Source organism: Flavobacterium polysaccharolyticum, from assembly GCF_038739875.1.
Taxonomy (GTDB): domain Bacteria; phylum Bacteroidota; class Bacteroidia; order Flavobacteriales; family Flavobacteriaceae; genus Flavobacterium; species Flavobacterium polysaccharolyticum.
This window is the reverse complement of sequence record NZ_JBCGDP010000003.1, coordinates 170,602-186,719: the sequence shown is the minus strand read 5'-3', so window position 1 is coordinate 186,719 and position 16,118 is coordinate 170,602. Positions and strand designations below refer to the sequence as shown.

Here is a 16,118-nt window from a genome sequence, read left to right as displayed (position 1 = left end):
AGCGTAAAAAAAATGAAAAAATTAATTCCAGTATACGTTAGGGTTCCCCTTATTTTCTTCGCCGTTTTTGGTGCGATGGAGTATTTTATCGACTCAGGGGATCGTCCTGCATTTATTAAATTTCCAATGGTTTCTGTATTCTTGTTTGTCTTTCTTTTCTTATTGATTGCCATCGAGATCACGGTTAGCGCTATTGATGCTATTACTTATAGCTTATTAACAGATGAACAAAAAGCTAAATTAGAAGAAGCTTCCTCAGTTAGTTTAGGACAAAGTGATTGGTATAAAAATCTAATGAAAAAATTAACCAAATCGGCTCCAATTGAAAAAGAAGGGGAGTTGCTATTGGATCACGATTATGATGGTATTCGTGAGTTAGATAATAGTCTCCCGCCTTGGTGGGTGTATTTATTCTATACTTGTATCGTTTTTGCCGCTGTATATTTAATTCGTTATGAAATATTAGGCGCTCCGGATCAAGAAACAGAATTGAAAAATGAAATAGCACAAGCCAAAATTGAAGTGGCTGAATATATGAAAACAGCTCCTGATTTGATGGATGAGAAAACAGTTACTTTGTTGACTGATCCAGCTGAATTAGCCATTGGAAAAGAAATATTCACAACCAATTGTGCTGCTTGTCACCGAGCAGATGGTGGTGGTCAAATTGGTCCAAACTTAACCGATGATCATTGGATTTTGGGTGGAGGTATCAAAAACGTTTTTCATACCATTATGAATGGTGGTCGTGACGGAAAAGGGATGATTTCTTGGAAAGGAACATTAAAACCAAAAGAAATGCAAAAAGTGGCAAGTTATGTATTATCTTTAAGAGGTAGTAATCCTAAAGATCCAAAAGCTCCAGATGGTGAAATTTGGGTTGATGATGCCGCTCCAAAAGCTGACGCTGCTGCTGCAGTTGCTGCAGCTAAAGATAGCACTCAAGTTAAATAATATAATTTTAATAGTTGTATAGTCTGTGTCAAAGTGTTTTGCTTTGACACAGTCGTTTTAAAAAGTCTTATAAAAACAAAAGCCATGGCAGTTTTACCTGATGAATCTTTTCGTGATAGTATTGCAACTATCGATGAAGAAGGCAATAGAAAGTACATTTTTCCCAAAAAACCTTCTGGGAAATTTTACGACTATCGCAAATGGTTAAGTTATTTTTTGTTGATCATTCTTGTTGCCAATCCATTTATTAAAATTAATGGCAATCAGTTCATGATGTTCAATGTTTTAGAACGTCGTTTTAATATTTTTAGCTTTCCATTTTGGCCACAAGATTTCTATCTCTTTGTATTGTTCATGATAGTGGGAGTAGTATTTGTGATACTATTTACTGTGATTTTTGGACGTATTTTTTGTGGATGGATTTGCCCTCAAACCATCTTCTTAGAAATGGTCTTTAGAAGAATTGAATATTGGATTGAAGGTGATCGCGGAGCTCAAATCCGATTGGATAAGCAAGAATGGAATGCCGATAAAATAAGAAAGAAAGTTGCAAAATGGTTTATCTTTCTTTTGATTTCTTTCTTTATTGCCAACGTATTTTTAGCCTATTTAATAGGTAGTGATGTGTTGCTTCACATGATTGAAGATGGGCCTAAAGGACATTTGAGCACATTAATTTCACTATTGATTTTTACGGGAGTATTTTATTTTGTATTCGCTTGGTTTAGAGAACAAGTTTGTATTATTGCTTGTCCGTATGGTCGTTTACAAGGTGTTTTATTAGATAATAAATCGATAAATGTTGCCTATGATTTTGTACGTGGAGAAAAAGAAAAAGGACGTGCAAAATTTAATAAACAAGAAGACAGAGCGACAACGGGAAAAGGTGATTGTATTGATTGTAAGCAATGTGTTCATGTGTGTCCAACCGGAATTGATATTAGAAATGGAACTCAATTAGAGTGTATTAATTGTACGGCTTGTATTGACGAGTGTGATACGATTATGGAAAGTGTTGGCTTACCAAAAGGATTAATTCGTTATGCTTCAGAAGATGAAATTGAGAAAAACGAAAAGTTCAAGTTCACAACTAGAATGAAAGGCTATAGTGCTGTGCTGTTTATTTTAATTGGAATTCTCTCTGGTTTATTGTTTTTACGCGCCGAAATTGAAACGTCTATTTTGCGCTTGCCTGGACAATTGTTTCAACACAAAGGGAATAACATAAGCAATGTGTACACCTTCAAGATTATCAATAAGTCCAACAATGAGATTAAAGACGTTCACTTTAAATTGAAAGACATTAAAGGAACATTGAATGTGGTAGGAAAACAAAATCTAGTGGTGCCAAGACAAGGTATGAGTAGTGGAACCCTTTTTATCGAAATCAATAAATACTTATTAGAGAGCGATAAAACCAAAGTTGAAATAGAAGTTTACGAAGGAAATGAATTAATACAAACTACTGTGACCAATTTTTTAGGACCTCGTAGTTTTGATTAATACTGTTTTTAATAATTAAATTATAAAAGATGAAATTAAAGTTAAATTGGGGAACATACATTGTAATAGCTTTTGCTTTGTTTATGACGTTTATTCTATACTTTGTTGTAAAAGTACAATCAGATTCTAAATACGATAATGACTTAGTGGTTGAGGAATATTATAAACACGATATTCATTATCAAGAAGAAATGCAAAGAGTTCAAAATGCGCAAGATTTGCCTAATAAGCCTCTAGTATCACAATTGGAAAATGAAGTTACGATTACTTTTCCAGAGAACTTTGATCCAAAAAAAATTACTGGTAATGTAGCTTTATACCGTCCGTCTAATAAGAAATTGGATTTTCAAGTAAAATTAGCTTTGACAGAACCTGTTTTGCACATTCCCAAAACAAATCTTGTTGGGGGAAGCTGGGACATCAATATGGAATGGCAGTATGAAGGCAAAGCGTATTTGACCAAAGAAACGATTTACATCAAGTAAGTAATAAGCATTTAAAGTTATCTCCAAATGTTATATACCGCTTTTTTATTCGGATTAATAAGTAGTTTTCACTGTGTTGGAATGTGTGGACCTATCGCAATGCTTTTGCCAGTAGATCGTTCGAATCAGGCTAAGAAGGTAACTCAAATTTTAACCTATCATTTTGGAAGACTCACAGCCTATGGAAGTATGGGATTGCTTTTTGGACTATTGGGTAAAGGCTTTTTTATGGCTGGAATTCAGCAAAAACTTTCTATTGTTATCGGTATTATAATGATTGTAGTAGTTTTAATTCCAGAAAACATTTTTGCAAAGTACAATTTTTCGAAACCCATTTATCGATTAATTTCTAGTTTGAAGCAAAAACTAGGAAGTCAATTCAAGAAAAAAACGTACAAATCATTATTTACAATTGGTTTGTTTAATGGATTTTTACCCTGCGGAATGGTGTATGTAGCTTTGTTTGGCGCTATTGCTATGCAAAGTCCTGAACTTGGGGTGCTTTATATGATTTTATTTGGATTGGGAACAATTCCTTTGATGAGCACAGTAGTATATATAAACTCTTTCTTGACGCTGGCTGTTCGAAATAAAATTCAAAAAATCATACCTTATGTTGCTGTTTTTATTGGGGTATTGTTTATTCTAAGAGGATTAGGTTTAGGTATTCCATATATTTCGCCCAATACAACAAGTTTATTTGTGCAACAAAATCCAAATTGCCATTAAAAAAGATTTAACTTTTATACAGTCATAGAAAAAAGCGCCGTTTCAGGTGCTTTTCTTTTTAGTAGTAAGTCGAAAGCCATACAAATATTACGAACAAAAGGTTTTCCTGCTTCTAGGACAGTGATTTTTTGATTCTTGATGGTGATTAGACCGTCTTTTTGCATTTCTTCTAATTGTGAAATTACCTCAGGAAGTTCTTCAAAATAAGTATCTTCGTTTTTCCAAGAAGTTTGAAATTGACACATTAAGTTGAGGATATGCTGTCTGATGATTAGATCTTCTGGAGTTAAAATATGGCCACGGTATACTGGTAATTCGCCTTTTTGTAACCATTCGTAGTATTCTTCGATGGTTTTTACATTTTGAGCAAAACTATACCAACTGTCACTTATTGAAGATACGCCCAAACCAATCATTAGTTGGGTTTTAGAGGAGCTGTAGCCCATAAAATTGCGATGTAGTTTTTTGTTTTTGAATGACTCAAAAAGACTGTCTTCTTCCAGGGCAAAATGATCCATTCCAATCTCGTGGTAGCCATTTTTACTCAATAATTTTTTCCCCATTTCATACAATTGACGTTTTTCTTCGTCCTTTGGAATGTCAGAATCTTTAAAACCTCTTTGTCCATTTCCTTTGATCCATGGGACATGCGCATAGCTATAAAATGCCAAACGATCAGGATGTAACGATTTTGTCTTCTCAATCGTATCAACAACATCTTCGAGTTGTTGAAAGGGTAGACCAAAAATAATGTCATGACCTATTGAGGTATACCCAATTTCTTTAGCCCAAAAAGTGACTTTGGCTACATTATGAAAAGGCTGTATTCTGTGTATGGCGTTTTGAACTGTTTCTGAATAATCTTGAACGCCAAAACTTACTCTTCGAAAACCTAAGTCATACAGCGATTGAAGTTGTGATTTAGTAGTATTGTTTGGGTGCCCTTCAAAACTAAATTCATAGTTAGGAGCTTTATGCGCTTTACTTAAAATTCCGTGGATTAATTTTTCTAAATGTTCCGAAGAAAAGAAAGTGGGAGTTCCTCCTCCCAAGTGAATTTCTTTGATGATTGGCTTTTTTTCTAGTAGATTACAATACAAGTTCCATTCCGTCAACAAAGCTTCGATGTAAGGATGCTCAACATTGTGATTTTTTGTAATTCTTTTGTTGCATCCGCAAAAGGTGCAAAGACTTTCGCAAAAAGGCAAATGAATGTATAAACTAATACCCTCGGTTGAATTACTTTCTTTGAATGAGCGCTTTAGTGTTTCTACCCATAAGTCTTTAGAAAAAAGCAACTCATTCCAATACGGTACCGTTGGGTAACTAGTATATCTAGGTCCTGGCACGTTGTATTTTTGAATTAGATTTTTTTTCATAATTAACTTAAATTTAGACTACAAAAATATCTGTTATTGCTCCCTAAGGAAATGATATTTATCATAAACACTAAAAAACTGAGAAAAGAATAAAAAAAATCTTTCCTCAGTTGTTAATTATGTATGCATTATGTTGTTTAAACCAACAAAGAATTAATCTTTTGTCTCCAGTTTTTGGCTAGTTTTTCATCCTCAAAAAGGCAGACTTGATTCATAGGGTCGAATTTTGCATCATAAACGGTAAAAACTTCTTTGTGATTGATGTGTTTATGCAGTAACTCAAATTCAATTTTCACGGTTTTATTGGTATCTGGATCTGTTGTGTAGAGCATGTGACAGCCTACGATTTGGTTTAAATCAAAGAATTTATAGAAGGTTTCTTTAGGGTTGAAATCAATAAAAAGAAAGGCTTTGTTCTTTTTGTCAATCGAAAAGACTTTCTTGTTTTGTTTGTCGGTTTCTTCAAAGTTTAATGTGTTATCGGCATTGTGAAGGGCTTGTATCGCTTTAATTTTATTTTTATTGATACTATTTCCTCTTATAACGAAGTATAGAGGTATGGTTATTAAAATGATTATTACTAAACCGATAATTGTAACTGTGGTATCCATGTTATTTTGTTTTAAGTGATAAATAATGAAACGCTGAAATTCATTTTTGAAAATCAGTAATTAAGACACAATGCGTATCTGAATGCAATTATTTCAATACAATCACCAAAAATAATGGACAGGAAAGAGTAAAAAGGATACTCTTGGTACTCGATTAATGCTTTTTGAAGAAAACGCTTTAGCAATAATTTCTTCATTGTTAACAAGTGCTAGAGCGAAAAAAAGAGCAGTGAATAAGGCAAAGCTTGGAGTATCAAAGCGGTTGCTTATTGCTGTAAAATGAAACGTTGTTGGCTGAATGAAACAAGATGAGTTGGCAAATTGTTGACGTAAATTGGAGTCTTTTTGTGTTTCTAAAATGGAAACACTTTGATTTTTGTTTTCGCTTTGTGCAAGACAAAACAAAAACAATAATCCTGATAGTATTACTATTTTACGTAAAAAATCCATTTGGCAAAGCTACAATTCTCTTGGTGGTTTATGTAAGTAATGGACTTAAATGATTGTTAATCTTTGATGTGTGGATAAAAAAAATCCCCAATTGTTAAGATTGAGGATTTAAGTAGTTATTGTTCTAAATTTAAATTTCGAAGTTGTTGTAGTTTTTCTTTCCACACCTCTAAACTCTCTTTATGAATAGCAATATTTTTTCTAACCTCAAGTACTATTGAATTCTCTTTCTTAGCATTCTTGGTATTAGTGAAAAATTGAATATTGTTTTCTAATTGAAAAATTTCGTTTTGAACTTCTTCAATTTTACGCATCAAGAATATCTTTTCATTATCTAATTTGCGAACATCATTGCTCTCGGATAAGTTTTCCATACGGTTAGAAAAACGCATCATATCGGTTTCTTTCTTGCTAAGGCTCAACTTCTCGAATAAGGCATCTAAGATTTTATTGAATTTTCCTTCGATATGTCTTCTTGGGAAAGGAACCTTACCAAAGTTTTTCCATGTTTCGATGTGTTTTTTTATAGCCTCTAAATCCGTTTTGTGATCGCCAACAAGCTGGAACTCTTTTATAGTCTCTAGATACGCTTTTTTGTTTTCAAAAGCGGCCATTTCTTCGGAGTTTTCCTCATTACGTTGCTCTTTAAGTTTAGCAAAATAATGATTACAAGCTTCTTTGAATTCATTCCAAATTTTATCAGAATATTTTCTTGGAACATGACCAATTTGTTTCCATTCTTCCTGAATTTGTTTCATTATCGGAGTAGTGGTTGCAAAATCTTCACTTTCTTGGAGCTCTTTTGCTTTGGCAACTAAGGCTATTTTCTTGTTTAGATTTTCCGTTTGGTCTTTTTTGATGTCTTTATAAAAAGAATTTTTGAAACTATTAAAATTTCTAACTGCAGTTTTAAATGCTGACCAAGTTGCTTCATTTACATCTGAAGGTACTTTTCCTGCTGTAAAAAAAGCATTTCTAAGTGCTTCCACTTTTTCTATTTGTAGTAACCATTGTGCATGAGCATTAACTTTTTCTGTGGCTAATTGTTCGATTTTTTCAATGATTTCTTTTTTGGCGGCTAAGTTTTCTAGCTCTGAGCCTCTTTGTTTTTCGAACAATTTTTCGCGCTTGTCATGCATTTGTTTAGTTAATTCACTAAACTTATTCCAGATTTCATCACGGTGTTCTTTGGAAACTGGTCCAATATCTTCTTTCCAGATTTTATGTAAATCTTGCAATTCGCGGAACGCTTTGTTGATGTCTTCTTCAAGAATTAATTCTTCAACACGTGCAATTATCTTAAGTTTTAAATCCAAGTTGTGTTTAAAATCAATATCTCTTGCTTCACGATCTAAATGTAAATAATCATAAAAATTCTCTACATGAAAATGATAGTTGTTCCAAACATGGTTGTATTTGTCTTTAGGAATTGGTCCTGCATTTTTCCAACGCTCTCTCAAGTCGTTAAAATGTTTTAGCGTGTCTTTGATATTGGCTTGAGGATCAATTAAATTTCTCAATTCTTCAACTATGGCTAATCTTGTTTCTAGGTTGCCTTTTAAACTGCTTTGAAGACTCTTAAAATGAATGTTTTTATTTTCTTTATACAGTGTGTAATATTGATCAAACTTGCTTTTTAAGGGGAAATGATATTCAAAAGTCTCGTTTGGATCTGTATTTTCAACCTGAAATTCTTCTTTTTTCTCTTCTAAAAGATGATAATACTTAGCCAAGAATGCTTTTTTTATCTCCTCAACATGTTCTTTGATAGACATTACTTTTTCAGTAGTGACTAATTGCTTTAATTCATTCACAAGCGTTTCCATATCCAATGCTTCATAATCTAGCATAGGAATGTCATGACGTTCTTTTAGGGTTTCATCTTCGCTTTCTTCTGCATTGGTATTAGCAATGGCATCCAAAATAGTTTGATTCTCAGAAGTAGAATCTTCTGGACTTGATGCTGGAATTGAATCACTATCAATGTGATTTTCGATAGTGTTTTGGTTATCAATAAATTCTGATAATTGGCTTCCATCTGCATCGGGCAGGTTATCATGCTTTTCGTCTAACATTTTATGAAATGTTTAGGGTTAATTTTTAATAGTGCGAAAGGTACTAAAGGATTGGCTAATTGCAAAATTTTTCCTTACTTTATAAAGCTATTATAGAATTTGATTTTGTAGAGACTAAAGGCTCATCAAAACGAATGTTCGAGGCGCGATTACGAATTGGTTTTTTATATCCTAATTTTGATGGTGTTAAATGAACTTTTTTAGCCTCAACTATTCATTAAATGAAACAGTTGTTTCTCTAAAATAAGTAAATCGAGGTTCAGAAAATGGTTTTTGTTCACTTCGAATCGTTATCTCGTCTTGAGTATTTACAATTCCCCAATGGGATAGTATAAAACACAAAAGTACCAACAGCTTTCTCATAAAAAGATGAATTTATGTTAAGTTAATTTAGTAAATGTATTGATTTTTAGTTTTTTATGTTGTTTTCTTGAATGTGTTTTATGGAGGTTTTTATAAAATAAAAAAAAAACACCAAATGAATTCACTTGATGTTTTGTTATGAAGAATAAAAAATCTATTTATTCCAAATGCGCCAAGCTTTCTCGGCTTGTAGAATAAGCATTTCTAATCCGTTTTTGGTTTGAGCTCCATGTTTTTTAGCTTTCTTTAGAAAAACTGTTTCTGCAGGATTGTAAATCAAATCATAAGCAATGTGTTTTTCTGTAAAGAATTCATACGGAATAGTTGGGAAATTATCGGTGTTCGGACTAGTTCCTAGTGGTGTTGTGTTGATGATAATCGTATGGTTCTCAAACACGGTCTCATTCAATAAATCGTAGCGAATGGTTTTTTCTTTGTTTTCTCTCGAAACAAAGGTGTACAAAATCCCTAATTCATCTAATGCAAAAGCAACACCCTTTGCTGCACCACCCGTACCTAAAATCAGTGCTTTTGTGTGATGCGGTTGCAATAGCGGCTCTAATGATTTTTTGAATCCGTAATAGTCAGTATTATACCCTTTGAGCTTTCCACTTTTAGTGAATTTAATGGTGTTTACGGCGCCAATAACTGATGCTTTTTTTGAAAGTTTATCCAAAAAAGGGAGTATGGCTTCTTTGTAAGGAATAGTAACGTTCAACCCTCTTAAATCGGGATTGTTTTTGATTAATTCGGTAAAATAATTAATATCCTCAATGTCAAAATTTTCATAAGTATAACCCTCAAAAATAGAGTCTTTAAACTTTTCTGTAAAATGACCTTTTGAAAACGAATAGCTAATATTGCGTCCGAGTAATCCAAAACGCATCTTCAGAGAATCAATCATTGTTATTTTTTGTGTTTTGCAATATAGTTTTGAACCATTTTTCGATTCCAAACTACTGGGAATAAATCTTCTATTAAAGTGTAATTTTCAAAATTAAGTCGTAACGCATTGCTTAAATGAAATTTTGCTTTAGTATCGTCTTGGATCATCAGGTATAATCCGGCCAATCGATATTCAATTTCATTTTCCTCTGGAAAAAATTCGGCTGCTTGTAATAAAGTTTGTATCGCCGTTTCAAATTCACCCAAAAATTGTAAAATATCTACCCAAAACAACCAAGTATCCAGTTGATAATCGCCAAATTCTACTGCTTTACGGTATCCAAATTCAGCTTCCTCAAAGAAATTCATTTGTTTATTGATGGTGGCATAGCGTTTCCAATACAAACGATTTTGGTTGTCTATCGCCAAAGCTTTATTGACAAAAAACAATGCTTTTTGGTAGTTTTTTTGACGCATGTAAAAATCAGTAATGGCTATCCAACCTTTGTCCAACAAAGGATCTTCATGAACGGTTTGGTTAAAGAACTTTAGAGCCAATGCTTTATTGCCCAGTTTTTCATGGCATTTTCCAATGCGAAGTAAAGCATAAGAAGTTGCGTCGTCTAATTCGATAGTTCGAGTGTAACTTACAATGGCTTCTTCATATTTTTTTAAACGTTCTAAAGCTTTTGCTTTTTCCATAAAAGCACCCAAGAATTCTTCGTCGATTAGTGTTGCATAATCAAAGGCACGAATGGCGTTTTCGTATTCTTTTACGCTATAATGCAAACGACCTAGTTGATGCCAAGCAATTTCGCTATAGGGATTTCTGTCAATGTATTTGATGAGATAGGCAATTGCTTCTTGGTTTTGATCCAAAAATTCAAAACAATACACTACGTTATACAAGGCAGATTGATCTTCAATGTCTTCTTCTAAACATTGTATGAAACTTTGTTTGGCTAATTCTAAATTGTCCATAAACAAATATTCCATGCCTATCAAGTTGTAAACATCAGCATAATCGTCAGTATATTTTAAAGCGATTTTGAGTTGTTCAACTGCTTTTTCGTGTTGGTCTCTTTTTGACCAAATATTAGCTTTTTGAATAAAAATTTCTTCGTTTGTGGGCTCAATCGCATACAACTCATTGAGCATTTTTTCTGCTAGGTCTAATTTATCATCATACACTAACATTTCTACCTGAACTAGTTTTAATCCAGTAGATTTGGGATGCTGATCTAGTCCTAGTTTTAAGGCTTTCTTTGCCAAGTTGGCTTTCCCCATATCAAGGTAATGAAGAATGATTTCTTCAAATTCCTCGGAGTCGAAAAAGAACACTTTGTTGGTTTTCAACATCGACTCAAATTTGGATAGCGATAAGCTATAGTCTTCTTCTTCGTTGCTTAATTGCATACTTAAATTGTTTTTGAGTTTGCCTTACTAAAAGTAGGCAACCTTACTGTTATTGTGAGGTCTTTTTGGAATTGTTGTGAACAATTTAATTAACACATCTTAATTGATTTTAAAAAAGTATTTCATTTTGTTGTTTGCTCAAACGTGATGCTATAAGCTTTTGCTTAATGCTACTTCATTCATTACCTCAAGAATAATGGCGCAACCTTCTCTTATTTCTTCTTCTGAAATGGTTAGAGGAGGTGTGATTCGTATGGCGCATCCTTCAAAAAGTAACCAAAATAGAATTAATCCTCTGTCTTGACATTTTAAGATTACTTCGTTGGTGATTTCGGCGTGTTCCGTCATGGCTGCCAGCATTAATCCTTTTCCTCTGATTTCTTTTATCAAAGGATGTACCAAAAGACTTCTAAACAGTTTTTCTTTTTCTAAAGCGGCAGTCATAAGATTTGTCTCGGTAATTTCCTGCAAGGTAGCCAAACTAGCTGCCGCAATGACAGGGTGACCTCCAAAGGTGGTAATATGTCCCAATTTTGGGTCATAACTCAATAAATCCATCATTTCTGGTGCTGCTGTAAATGCACCAACAGGCATTCCGCCGCCCATGCCTTTTCCCATAACCACTATATCAGGAATTACATCATAGTTTTGAAAGCCAAATAATTTACCTGTTCTTCCAAATCCAGGTTGAATTTCATCAACAATCATCATAGCACCAACTTCAGTGCAACGTTGTCTTACTTTGTTTAGAAAATCATTTTCTGGTTGAATGAAACCAGCGCCACCTTGAATGGTTTCTAGGATGATTCCTGCAGTTTTAGTAGTTATTTTTTCTAAATCGGCTTCGTTGTTGAAGGTAATAAAATCCACATCTGGAATTAAAGGACGAAATACTTGCTTTCTTTCTTCAAAACCCATAACACTCATTGATCCCATAGTGTTTCCGTGATAGGCATTATGGCATGAGATTAATTGGCTTCTACCTGTGGTTCTTCTTGCTAATTTTAAGGCACCTTCAATAGCTTCTGTTCCAGAATTGACTAAATAGGTTTTCTTTAACGGTTCAGGTAATTGTTCCGCCAATAATTTGCAAAAAGCCACAGAAGGACTTTGAGAATATTCACCGTAAACCATAACATGCGAATATTTATCTAATTGATTTTTGATAGCATCGTTCACGCGTTTGTTTTGATGGCCCAATGTGCAAGCTGAGACCCCAGCTACAAAATCTAAATATTTCTTATTATTTGTGTCGTAAATATAGGAACCAATGGCATGTGAAACTTCAATTCCTAATGGGTAAGGCGAAGTTTGTGCTTGGTATTTGATGAAATCTGTATTCATTTTTAATGCTAAGTTGTTAAATAAAGATGTTACATTTTCTTTATTATGGATGTTTTTGAATACTTAAAATCGGCTTCAGCTATTTTTTTGACTTTGCTGTAGGTTTCTTCTTGTCGTAATTCAATGTTTCTTTCCTAGGTTTTATAGGTACACCAGCTCGATCATTTGCTATCTTGGTTTGTTTGGCAATTTTTTCGTTGTCTATGTTTTCCTCGGGTGGGAAAATGTCGTCTTTCGATTTTATTCTTTCGTCCCCTCTCCAGACGAGTCCTTTTAGTTTTCGGGCATTTTCGGGAAGATCTTTCTCTGGAAAAATATCACCATCTACTTCTTTGAAGAAAGTAATAGTTTCAATGGCATTTTTATCAAAAACAATATTGATTTTACTGCTCTTGTTTTTGTTGATTCCTATGAGTTCTTTATCGTCATTCCGCATATAGTAAATGACTTCTGTGTTTTTTATAATATCGACATCGTGGAGTTTTCCATCTTTAAATTTGCCAAATAAATCCTGACCTTTTACTTGATTAAAACCAGTACCCAAGGTGTCTTTCGAGACGATAAACGTGTTATAGAGGACTTTTAAAGAGTCTAATTTTTCCGTTTTAGAATCTCCAATTAAATGCATGAGATCGCCTGTAATTTGATTTTCTGCATTCCATAAAATGGGATTACCAATTAGCTTTGTTAACGCCGTTTTGGTACTTGAGTGGATGGAATCGCATTTACCGCTCATATCTGTCTTGTAAAATCGAACGTTATTGAAAGCTCTGATGATTCGGTTGCCTTCTTTTCCTGTGACCATTAATTTTTTGCCATGAATATACACTGAGTCATTTTCTACAAAGTTAACCGCTACGGCACGTTTGGTTACAAACATGGAATCTTGTTTTTTGTACACTTCGGCGTAATGGCCTTTTACAATTCCTCGGTTAATAGAGTCTGTAATTTTTACATTTCGCGTTGCGGATGCAAATTCTTTATTTCGATCATAATATAAACTGTCTCCCTTGATTAGTCGATCGTCGTATTTGATATAGGATTTATTTAAAAAATGAGCTAAATTTTTCTTAGTGTCATAAAATCCCTTTTCTGTGTAAATATAATTCGCTTTACTTGTAATAGTCGAAGGCCCAAGTAAATAAGAATGTCCCGAGTTACTATAATAGTCGAGATGATTCGATTTTATGGTATAAGTTGGATTGGTTATAGTTACCGCAGTTAAGAATTGAAATTTTTTCTGGGTTACATAATACCTTCCAGATTTACTTTTGAGCGTATTTTCTTTGTTGACAATGGTTCCGTTAGTATTATAAAATACTTCTTGTGTATTGCGATCAAAATTAATGGTGTCTGTGGCTAAAGTCGCATCAGGTGAGCTCATAACGGCATTTCCAGTGGCGAATGCTTTTTTTACGTTCCCACTGTATTCCGCATATTTACTATTTAAAAATAGGGTGTCTCCTTGCACCAATTGTACATTTCCAAAGGCTTTAATATAATTTTCTTTTTCAAAAAAATAGGCTTTGTTACAAGTCATGACTACACCATCGTGAATGATACGAACATTTCCGGTAAATAATGCTGCATCAGGAGCCTCGATTTGATTAACTGCAAAAAAATCAGAATATTCTACAACAATTTTCTTCGGAGCCTGAGCCAAGAGGTGAGGAGTAATGCTAATTATAAAACAAAAACGGATAATAAATGCTATTTTCTTCAATGGGAAAAATTTTTGTCAAATTTATAAAAAACCAGCGTAGGATAAGTTTATTATGATTTTTTTGTGTCTGTTAAAATTACTGTTAAAAACAGGATGTTAATACATTTTAAATTACTAACAATTTTGTTTACTCTCACGTTGTAGTAGTGCAAAACTGAGTGTAGTAATCCTAAAGGACGTATTAAAATGGCATATTTTAGGGGCTTTTTTTGTAAATTTATAAATTCGAATAGTTATTTCTTCATTTTTCATAATTATGCGGAAATAGTAAAATTTATCTATCATGATTAAAAAAATAGCCTTAATTTTCTTTGCAGGCGCTCTGGTGCTAGCAACGGGATGCAAAACAAAAGATGTAAAAATGAATTCAGAAAAGAAAGCAACTACTACGGAACATAAAAAGGTAGTATATCAGGTATTTACTCGTTTATTTGGGAACACCAATACAACCAATAAACCTTGGGGGACGATTGAAGAAAATGGAGTAGGCAAATTCAATGATTTTACGGATAAAGCCTTGCAAGAAATTAAAGATTTAGGGGTAACTCATATTTGGTATACAGGAGTGCCTCATCATGCTTTGGTTCGAGATTATACTTCTTATGGAATTTCAAATGACGATCCAGATGTAGTAAAAGGTAGAGCCGGATCACCTTATGCAGTTAAGGATTATTATAATGTAAACCCTGATTTGGCAGTCAATCCAGCCAATAGATTAGCTGAGTTTGAAGCACTAATTGCAAGAACTCATAAGGTAGGAATGAAGGTAATTATTGATATTGTTCCTAACCATATTGCGCGTAAATATGAAGGCAAAAGCAATCCAAAAGGGGTTAAAGATTTTGGAGCTGATGACGATGTTAGCGTAGAATATAAAAGAGATAATAATTTTTATTACATTCCTAATACTCGTTTTGAAGTTCCAGATGCTCCGAAACCGCTCAATGGAGAAAATCATCCTTTAGTAGATGGGAAATTTGATGAATTTCCAGCAAAATGGACTGGAAACGGCTCAAGAATGGCAAAACCCGATAAGAATGATTGGTACGAAACAATAAAAGTAAATTATGGTATTCGTCCTGATGGAGGAAAAGATTTTCCTGAACTTCCTGCAGGTTTTGACAAGAAAGATTATAAAGAGCATTTTGCTTTTTGGGCAGATAAAAATGTGCCAAATTCTTGGGTAAAATTTAAAGATATTGCCTTGTATTGGGTTGCGAAAGGTGTTGATGGATTTCGTTATGATATGGCTGAGATGGTGCCTTACGAATTTTGGAGCTATATGAATTCAGCAATAAAAATGACTAATCCAGATTCTTTTTTAATGGCAGAAGTATACAATCCAAGAGAATACAGAAATTATATTCATTTGGGTAAAATGGACTATTTGTATGACAAAGTTGAAACCTACGATAAATTAAAAGACGTAATTCAAGGTAGATCTTGGCCTGATGAAATTTCGGGAATTCAATATAACATGATGGATATTGAACATCATATGCTTCATTTCTTGGATAATCATGATGAACAACGTCTCGCAAGTCCTGAATTTGCGGGTAGTGGCGAAAGAGGAAAACCTTTAATGGTTGTTTCAACTACTTTGAGTTCTTCACCTACTATGATTTATTTCGGTCAAGAAGTAGGAGAACCTGGTAAAGAAGACGCTGGTTTCGGAACGCATTCTAGAACATCTATTTTTGATTATATCGGTGTGCCTCATCATCAGCGTTGGATGAATAATGGTAAATTCGATGGAGGCCAATTATCTGCAAATGAAAAAGAATTACGTGATTTTTATAAACGTCTTTTGAATTTTTCATTAAAAAGTTCAGCTTTGATGGGAGCATATCAAGAAATTCAAGGCGCTAATAGAAATATAGTTCAAGGATATGATAAAGATTTGTACACTTTCGCACGTTGGTCGAAAGAGGAACAATTGATTGTAGTTGCTAACTTTTCTTCGACTATAGTCAGTAACTATGAGATGAGAGTTCCAGCAGATTTACTTGAAAAATGGAATGTAAAAGACGGTACATATACTCTAGTAGATCAATTGTATGGTAAATACAAAACAGAATTAAAAGTGACCAATGGAGAGGGTAGGGCTTCAATAGCTATCGCTCCTTCAGAATCTTTCATATTAAAATTGCAATAAAAAGTTAGTTTTGTTTCATAAAAAATGCTCCGTAATTGGAGCATTT

The 16,118-nt window shown here is 33.6% G+C and carries 13 protein-coding genes; 5 read left to right on the top strand and 8 right to left on the bottom strand.

Features of this window, described 5'->3' with window-relative positions; all coding sequences use genetic code 11:
* Positions 1-12: 12 nt before the first annotated feature.
* From WFZ86_RS04305 to WFZ86_RS04290, 4 genes are all read left to right on the top strand, one after another.
* Positions 13-954, top strand: a complete 942-nt coding sequence (locus tag WFZ86_RS04305; RefSeq protein WP_342690794.1) for a cbb3-type cytochrome c oxidase N-terminal domain-containing protein — start codon at positions 13-15, stop codon at positions 952-954.
* A gap of 84 nt (positions 955-1,038) precedes the next feature.
* Positions 1,039-2,457, top strand: coding sequence for a cytochrome c oxidase accessory protein CcoG (gene ccoG, locus WFZ86_RS04300; RefSeq protein WP_342690793.1), 1,419 nt, complete (start codon positions 1,039-1,041; stop codon positions 2,455-2,457).
* A gap of 29 nt (positions 2,458-2,486) precedes the next feature.
* A complete protein-coding gene (locus WFZ86_RS04295; RefSeq protein ID WP_342690792.1) occupies positions 2,487-2,942 on the top strand; it encodes a FixH family protein in 456 nt (151 codons plus the stop codon).
* A 27-nt stretch (positions 2,943-2,969) separates the two neighbouring features.
* Positions 2,970-3,671, top strand: a complete 702-nt coding sequence (locus tag WFZ86_RS04290; RefSeq protein ID WP_342690791.1) for a sulfite exporter TauE/SafE family protein — start codon at positions 2,970-2,972, stop codon at positions 3,669-3,671.
* A gap of 14 nt (positions 3,672-3,685) precedes the next feature.
* On the opposite strand, the gene hemN is transcribed toward WFZ86_RS04290, so the two are convergent.
* From hemN to WFZ86_RS04250, 8 genes are all read right to left on the bottom strand, one after another.
* Entirely contained in the window at positions 3,686-5,050 is a 1,365-nt protein-coding gene (gene hemN, locus WFZ86_RS04285; protein WP_342690790.1) for an oxygen-independent coproporphyrinogen III oxidase, read from the bottom strand.
* 137 nt (positions 5,051-5,187) lie between these two features.
* On the bottom strand, positions 5,188-5,661 hold the full coding sequence (locus WFZ86_RS04280; RefSeq protein ID WP_342690789.1) for a hypothetical protein: 474 nt from the start codon (positions 5,659-5,661) through the stop codon (positions 5,188-5,190).
* A 566-nt stretch (positions 5,662-6,227) separates the two neighbouring features.
* Entirely contained in the window at positions 6,228-8,186 is a 1,959-nt protein-coding gene (locus WFZ86_RS04275; protein WP_342690788.1) for a DUF349 domain-containing protein, read from the bottom strand.
* A 210-nt stretch (positions 8,187-8,396) separates the two neighbouring features.
* Entirely contained in the window at positions 8,397-8,549 is a 153-nt protein-coding gene (locus tag WFZ86_RS04270; RefSeq protein WP_342690787.1) for a hypothetical protein, read from the bottom strand.
* A gap of 154 nt (positions 8,550-8,703) precedes the next feature.
* Complete coding sequence (locus WFZ86_RS04265) at positions 8,704-9,453, bottom strand: shikimate dehydrogenase family protein (protein ID WP_342690786.1); 750 nt, start codon at positions 9,451-9,453, stop codon at positions 8,704-8,706.
* A gap of 2 nt (positions 9,454-9,455) precedes the next feature.
* Entirely contained in the window at positions 9,456-10,850 is a 1,395-nt protein-coding gene (locus WFZ86_RS04260) for a tetratricopeptide repeat protein (RefSeq protein WP_342690785.1), read from the bottom strand.
* A gap of 150 nt (positions 10,851-11,000) precedes the next feature.
* A complete protein-coding gene (locus WFZ86_RS04255) occupies positions 11,001-12,194 on the bottom strand; it encodes an aspartate aminotransferase family protein (RefSeq protein ID WP_342690784.1) in 1,194 nt (397 codons plus the stop codon).
* Positions 12,195-12,273: 79 nt separating this feature from the next.
* On the bottom strand, positions 12,274-13,917 hold the full coding sequence (locus WFZ86_RS04250; RefSeq protein WP_342690783.1) for an OstA-like protein: 1,644 nt from the start codon (positions 13,915-13,917) through the stop codon (positions 12,274-12,276).
* A gap of 283 nt (positions 13,918-14,200) precedes the next feature.
* On the opposite strand from WFZ86_RS04250, the gene WFZ86_RS04245 reads away from it, so the two are divergent.
* Positions 14,201-16,072, top strand: a complete 1,872-nt coding sequence (locus tag WFZ86_RS04245) for an alpha-amylase family protein (protein ID WP_342690782.1) — start codon at positions 14,201-14,203, stop codon at positions 16,070-16,072.
* The last annotated feature ends 46 nt before the right edge of the window (positions 16,073-16,118 follow it).